Raw genomic sequence first — 6,772 nt, forward strand, 5'->3', positions numbered from 1 at the left:
CGACACACGGGCCCCTCAGCCTGCCCAGCACCAGCCACAGAAAGCGAAACGGCCCACCGACTCCGTCGGCAGACCGTCACGAAAGATCGAGGCTAGAGCTGCAACATGGCGTTTCGCCCGCCGCACAAAAAGAGGTGGGGAAGAAGACATTGACGTCTCGGTCAGAAGTTTCGGAAATTGCGCATCTCTATCCGTGTGATTTGCAGGCCAGATTCCGTACTGTGGATGATGTCAGACAGCGCGACTAAGCCAGCTGGAACAGGTATGGCCGCCGGGTTCTCTTGAATCGGCGGCCATAGTCATTACATTCTACCGATTTCGCAGGACTACTGCCGCCGCTCGCATTCTTCTCGAACTGCCACTCATAGTCCAGCCTTCGTCAGCGTTTTGCGGGTTGCGCCGAAGGCTGGACGGTGCCAGGGTTATGCCCTGATTGGGTGAAGGCAGGGTTCTGTTCCTGCACTTGCTGAACAGCGCCCCCTGCAACGGGAAGAATGCCCGCTACATGGCTCGGCAGCGTTCGAGTGCCTGGAATCTCCTGCATTTTGGATTGGAGTGCAGCCCTGTCGCCCTGTAGGAGTCTTGCGAACTTGGCCTCACGGCGACCAATAGCAGCTAGCCCGCGCGCTGCGCTCGTCGGAGTTTTGTTATCCTTCGGCATCTTTTTCCTTCCTACGGTGTCCTATGCGCCACAGGCCAGTAGATCCGGACTTTAGTGCAGCGATCATATGGAGCCATTGCCACGCAAGCAGTGATGCAAACTGTAAACCAAGAGATCATTAAGTCACGGACTGTAATCGTCGTAGTGCAGGGGCGACTGTGGAGCAGCGCCATCGCAACAACGGCCCTAGCGTTGGGTCTTCATTCCTCGTTTCGAGGCAAGGTCACGCTAGGGATTGTGAAGACTGCGTCCTTCGTCAGCGCTCTGGCTGTTCTTGGATATGGACATGGAGCCAGGGCCAAAAAACACCAGAAGCAGGAAGCTCCAGCTCAAAAGTGCAGGAGAAAGGCCACCGTTCTGCAAGGGGAAGATGCCGGCGGGTTGATGTTCGGTGAAATAGGCAAAGGCCATGACTCCGGAGCAGATAAATGCTGAGCTGCGGGTGAATATCCCAAGGAGCACAAGGGTGCCACCAGCTAGTTCAATTAGTCCAGCATACCAAAAGGGCCACTCACCTATAGGGGTTGCTTTTCTGTCTAGCACGCCGAATAGCGTTGCCGCGCCTTCGCTCGCGAAAAGCAACCCTAGAACCATACGGAACATGCCCAGGGCGCGAGATTGGTTCCGTTCCAACTGCTCCGCGAATCGTGCTCTGCGCATTATGTAAATCCCCTTGGTGTTGATATCCTGAGCATACGACGCGTATAGGCGTGCACTCTGTCTCTACTACGGACGAGTGGATCCGTGGGTTCAGCCTGGTGCGGAAGCGCGATGAGTGGCGTCCTTCAGATCCCAGGGGAAGCCCGGCAGGGGTGGTCATGCGTTAGATAGACCGGACGTGATTGTCGCCGCCTCGAACCGAGGAACCCGCACCGCTTCCAAGACTGCTGGCCGGTCGGCCGGCTCCATGGCTCTTCCGCCGGGAGCTTCTGAAGGTCCTCTTATCGCTGTCCCAGCGGTGTACTGGTGGACCCGTCAAAGCGTGAAGTAGACGTCCATGTGGCGGGTGATCAGGCCCTTCGTGTCGCCCTGGCTCTGAAGGGGGGTTTCGATCCGGGCTCAGGCGCCGCGGCTGTGCCAGCAGCAGGAGAGATCGTAGTCCCGCACCCACGGCCCGTATCGTTCGGATACGGGCTGCCACGGCGCGCCGCTCTGGGGCCTCCACCCACCTGCGTTTGATGCGCTGCGGCCATACCGACATCCCGGCTGGATGCCCCGCGCTAGCAATGGCTGAACCCTCACGTCCCACGAGATGTGACCCTTCCGATCAACATCCGCTACCGTGGTACGCCCTTGCTGACCGCCAAGATCACAGGCTGGCGCGACGTTCAATATTGCTTGCGCTGTCATGAGCCGTCTCTGCCGCACGACCTCGCTGGGAGCGAGATGTCTTGGTGCCCGTTTTGCCTGGTTCGATAGTCGAAGGGTCGACTGCCTCCCCGGGGGCGCCTACCTGGTAGTCCCCGGTGGGTTCACTGTCACGGTCATGCGGCAGCAGGAAGAAGGCGCGACGCGCGAACAACCCGCTGTCCGGGTCGCGTTCGGCGTCGGTAGCCAAGTTGGTATAGCCCACCAGACGGCCGTCACGGGAGTAGCGGGGCTTGCCGCGGCGCTGAGTGACCTTGTCGAGGGCTTGGCGCACGTAGTCCAGCGCGGTGGGGTCTTCGAGCCAGACGACTTCCACTTCGTCGGTGAGCTGACTGTCGCGCAGCATCGAGCTCATGGCCGCGGGCCCTCCTCGTAGTTATCGGCCGGCTGGCCGGGGCGGGTGGTCATTTCGCTCGTCTTTTGCGGTCCAAGCGCGTCCCAAGACGGCACGTTCCATCGTACGGGCCGCCGGTCGCATAACTTAGGACGTATGCGCAACTCACCTGTGCGCTCCAGCGCCGGGGGATTCGCCTCTCTCAGCGAGAAGGGCGAGGCCGGGGTAAAGCTTGCGATCGTTGTTTTTGATCATGTCGGAGGGTGAGGCCAGGCCCACTTCTTGGCGGATACGGGAAGCGAAGGCGCGAGACGTGGCACGCTGGATGCCCTCGTCTGCGCACCAGCGGCCGTACGCCTCGTAGAGCAGCTTTTGTTCCACTCTCAGAGCAGGATCGGGCGGGCCGTCACCACCCATGGTGCAGCGCTCGGTGAGGAAGCGGCCGATGTGATCTTCGGTCTTCTCGTATGCTTCGGTTGCCAGGCGGACTGAGGTAGGGCCATTGAGAGGGTCCCGGGTGGCCAGATAACGGCGGGCCCCTTCAATAAGCCACTGAAGGATACCGGGCCCTTCGTCCCGTACAAGCTCAGCAGCAAGGTTGTCGATCTTGCGGTGATCCGGCACTTTACGCTCAAACGGGATAAGTCTCATGCGGCGCCAGAACGCGTATCCGCCTGTGCCCACTTCTGGTCGGTGGTTGCCCAGCAGCCACAGCTTATGTGTGGGTTTGAAAGTGAAAAAATCTTGCCGCATCCGCCGCGCGGTAATAGCGTCTCCACCAGTCAGAAGCTTTACTCTAGATTCGTTGAACTTATCATTGGGCTTCAGTTCGCTGCAGACCACAATGCGTCGCCCGTGTAGTTCGGTGAGCTCCGTGGAATGTTCTGCGAACTTCCCTTTCTCCATGAGAAACCCGGGCGGGGCAGCGTTGGCGTAGTCTCCGAGGATCTGCATCATCACGTCCAGCAAAACTGACTTACCGTTCGCTCCGGAACCATATAGAAAAGGCAGGACCTGCGCCCCGACGTCACCTGTGATGGAGTAGCCAAGCAGTAGTTGGAGGAAATCTACTGTCTCAGTGCCTTTGTCATCCTCGCCGAAAGTGTCTGCGAGGAAGCGGTCCCATCGAGGCGTCTGCATGGGCTGCGGAGCGACAGTTGTAGCGCGCGAATGCATATCAGTGAGCGGATCAGGGGCGTGGAAATCACCGCTGGTCAGGTCCACTACACCGCTCGGTGTGCACAATGCGTAGACGTCTCCGTCCAGAACATCGGGGTCCAAACTGAGCCCTGGCGCGGCCTGAGCTTGTTGAAGCAGGGCTTTTAGCCCCGCGGTGGACTGAGTTCGACGACGGTGCGCTTGAAGCTGGCCATCGCTGAAGCGACCTGAGGGATCAGTGAACGAAATCTGTTCTGCCATCTCGCCTGCTGCCCAGATAGCGGCTTTCTCGCCCCCAATCCGACGCCAACGATATACATCCCAGGAGAACCAGCCCAGTCCCTCGACATGACGGAATCGGTCGCTATAGAGACGGGCAAAGAGCTTGGCCATGGCACGGTCTGTCAGCTCCTCAGGCAGCACACCCCCCGAGGGAACTGTAGGGACTGGGTCATCTCTGTCTATGTGCTGAGCCGGCAAAAACGGATGGCCCTCGGTGAACGACAGGTGCAGACGCATCTGTTGGGCAGCTCCGGCCGCGTCGAAACTGCTGTGCCCTGCGGCAGTCATGAGAGACCTCGAGTAAAAGGCCTGAGCCCTGGGGGAGGGGGAGCCAGTTCGCCGCGAGTAGCACACCAGCTGGAAAAGCCGGCACATGTCGCGGGCTCACCGCTGGGGGTCCATGCTGTCGCTCGCACAGGCTGTCCTCAGAGCGTAGTCGTCGCGTTGAGTCCCGAGGCATAAGTGTGCTGTTCGGCGCCTTGATCCGCCAGCCAACGGGACTCACGGGACTGAAAGAGTCACATAGAAGCTCTGAGACTAGCGCACGCAGAGACCAGAAGGCAGCGGCCTTCTGGAGTGGCGATGGTCCCGGGCTCCTGGAGAAGGGGCGCGTCGGCGGCGCTCAGCCGCTGAGGTCAATAGAAGCAGCACCAGCAGAGGACATGCCTCCCCGGTTCAGTCCCGTCATTGAGTCCTTCACAAACGCGCAGGTCAGAACGGTAGGGGCGTGATCACGGGACTGACGGGACTCAACAATGCACTTATACCCCGCTGAGACAGAACCACAGTGGACAGATACACGCCCGCGCATGCACACACATGATGGCTACAAGCGCAATGTTGAGTCCCGTCAGTCCCGTTGCAGGGTATTGAGACACTGTTGACCTGCGCTTCTGTGCTGCGGGACTGAACGGGACCGACGTGGTCAGGCCGGACTGTGCCTCCTCCTACGCCCCCCCAAGGCTTCAGCAGTGCACCTACAGTCCCGCGCTGCGCGTCTGACCCCGGATAGGCGAGCGCGAGCCAAGACCTGCCATCGGCTCCTCGCACACTGGCCTGCTGACCAGGCCTCCCCACTGGGACTCATGGTGTGGCTGCCGTGGTGTCAGCTTCGCATCAGGTGCGTGTCCCAGTCCCCACATGAACCGAGTAGCAGGGCATTGCGTAGACCCCCGAAGGCGGGAGCATCTTGCTCGCCGCAGAATCGTGATGAGGTGGCGATGGCTGGCGAAAGCCGCAACAGGGATACGGACCGGTGGACTGCGTTCGCCCAGGAGGTCGCTTTGAGCGTGCCTGCTTACGGGAAGCACCTGCGCGCACACGGCATAGATCCACACGCCGTCACCGACTTGAGTCTGGCCAGACTGCCTCGATTGGACAAGGAATCCTATATTCGGGCCTACCCCCTTGGGGAACGGTGTCGAGGTGCCGACGGGCCACGGATGGTCGCGACCTCATCTGGTTCTTCGGGTCGCCCGACTACATGGGTGCGGTCTCTGAACCAAGACGGCAGCACGGCCCTGCCTTTCAACTATATCGTCAATCAGACCTTTGAAGCGGAGCAAAAGGACACCCTTGCCATCGTCTGCTTCCCTCTGGGCAACTGGATCGGGGGAATCTACACACTGGGTTGTCTCCAGGAGCTAGCACGTCGCGGGTCACGTCTTACCATTGCTACACCCGGTAACAACACAGGCGAAATCCTGAACGTCGTTGAAGAAATGGCACCGATGGCGGAGCAGACGGTGTTGTTCGGTTACCCACCCTTTCTCAAGGATGTCATCGACGCGGGTCGGCTACGAGGCATCGACTGGGCGCGTATATCGCCCCGCTTGGTGTTCGCAGGTGAGGTATTCAGCGAAGCTTGGCGCGATCTAGTCTGCGTCCGTGCGGGTATCGCCGATCCGGAAACGTCGACCGCCGCGGTGTACGGCACCTCGGATGCGGGCGTTCTCGCTTTCGAGACACCTGCCACCATCGGGCTGCGTAGAGCTGTCGCATCGACCCCTGGAGCGACCACCAAAATGTTCGGCTCGGAGCGGCTGCCCATGTTGATGCAGTTTGATCCTGCACTGCGGCATTTCGAGGCACATGAAGGGCGGCTCTTCCTGACGACCGATGGCGAGGTACCCCTGGTTCGCTACACCCTTGGCGACTCTGGTGGGGTCTTGAGCGCCGCAGCGCTGGACGCACACCGGCGCGCCGCTGGACTCACGTCACCCGATGTCAGTTGTCTGCCGGCTGTATGGCTTTTCGGCCGTGATCTTTTTGCACTGTCGCTTTACGGAGCCAATGTTTACCCCGAAACCGTGGCCCACGGCCTTGAAGTTCCCGGTGTGCGCGCCCACGTAACAGGCAAGTTCGTCATGGAAATCCAGCGAGGTGAACAGCCCCGGCTGCACGTGGTTGTCGAGCTCGTTCCCCATGCTGATAGCGATGCATTGGACGCTGATGAGGTCACCAACAGCGTAATGAGTTCCCTGAGTGCCCAGAACAGTGAATACACCCAATACGTTCCGCCTGCTCTTAAGACCCCGGTCATCGAACTTCGGCGATACGCCGACCCCGAGTATTTTCCTGTTGGTGTAAAGCATCGATATACCCGCATCCGCGCATGATCCTCCTACCCGACGGGGTATTTGCGCCCGATCGTAGCGAGAAATCCTTCAATTGACGGAGCCAACGTACAGCCCTCACTGATCTTGACCGCTTGGTGGAAAGACTCCTGGAGTGTGGCATGACCGACTCCACGAATCAGGCCCCGGCGGATCGGACCACCACCGGGCCGGAAGCTACTTCTACATCGTTCTTACCTCGTCCTCTGCATGGCGCTGGGACCTCAAGCCATCACCCTTATGACTGAGGCTGGCTTAGCCTCGTGCTTTCACGAGGTGGGCTGTCCAAGAGTTGATCAGAAACACGGAAAGTGCCCTTGACCTGCAACGATGGGACTTGCTGAGGGTCCTGCT

General features: G+C 60.0%; 4 protein-coding genes. 1 reads left to right on the top strand and 3 read right to left on the bottom strand.

Annotated elements, in window-relative coordinates; genetic code table 11:
* Positions 1-889 precede the first annotated feature (889 nt).
* The 3 genes from ACH4C6_RS35550 to ACH4C6_RS35560 form a co-directional block, all read right to left on the bottom strand.
* The gene (locus ACH4C6_RS35550) at positions 890-1,321 is read right to left on the bottom strand and encodes a DoxX family protein (RefSeq protein ID WP_366900557.1); all 432 of its coding nucleotides are present in this window, start codon (positions 1,319-1,321) and stop codon (positions 890-892) included.
* A 649-nt stretch (positions 1,322-1,970) separates the two neighbouring features.
* Positions 1,971-2,384: a DUF6009 family protein gene (locus ACH4C6_RS35555; protein WP_366900558.1), complete on the bottom strand. Its 414-nt coding sequence runs from the start codon at positions 2,382-2,384 to the stop codon at positions 1,971-1,973.
* Positions 2,385-2,528: 144 nt separating this feature from the next.
* A complete protein-coding gene (locus ACH4C6_RS35560; protein WP_366900559.1) occupies positions 2,529-4,091 on the bottom strand; it encodes a phage/plasmid primase, P4 family in 1,563 nt (520 codons plus the stop codon).
* Positions 4,092-5,290: 1,199 nt separating this feature from the next.
* On the opposite strand from ACH4C6_RS35560, the gene ACH4C6_RS35565 reads away from it, so the two are divergent.
* On the top strand, positions 5,291-6,421 hold the full coding sequence (locus ACH4C6_RS35565; RefSeq protein ID WP_398112737.1) for a phenylacetate--CoA ligase family protein: 1,131 nt from the start codon (positions 5,291-5,293) through the stop codon (positions 6,419-6,421).
* The last annotated feature ends 351 nt before the right edge of the window (positions 6,422-6,772 follow it).

Source organism: Streptomyces sp. NPDC017943, from assembly GCF_044328425.1.
GTDB lineage: Bacteria > Actinomycetota > Actinomycetes > Streptomycetales > Streptomycetaceae > Streptomyces > Streptomyces djakartensis_A.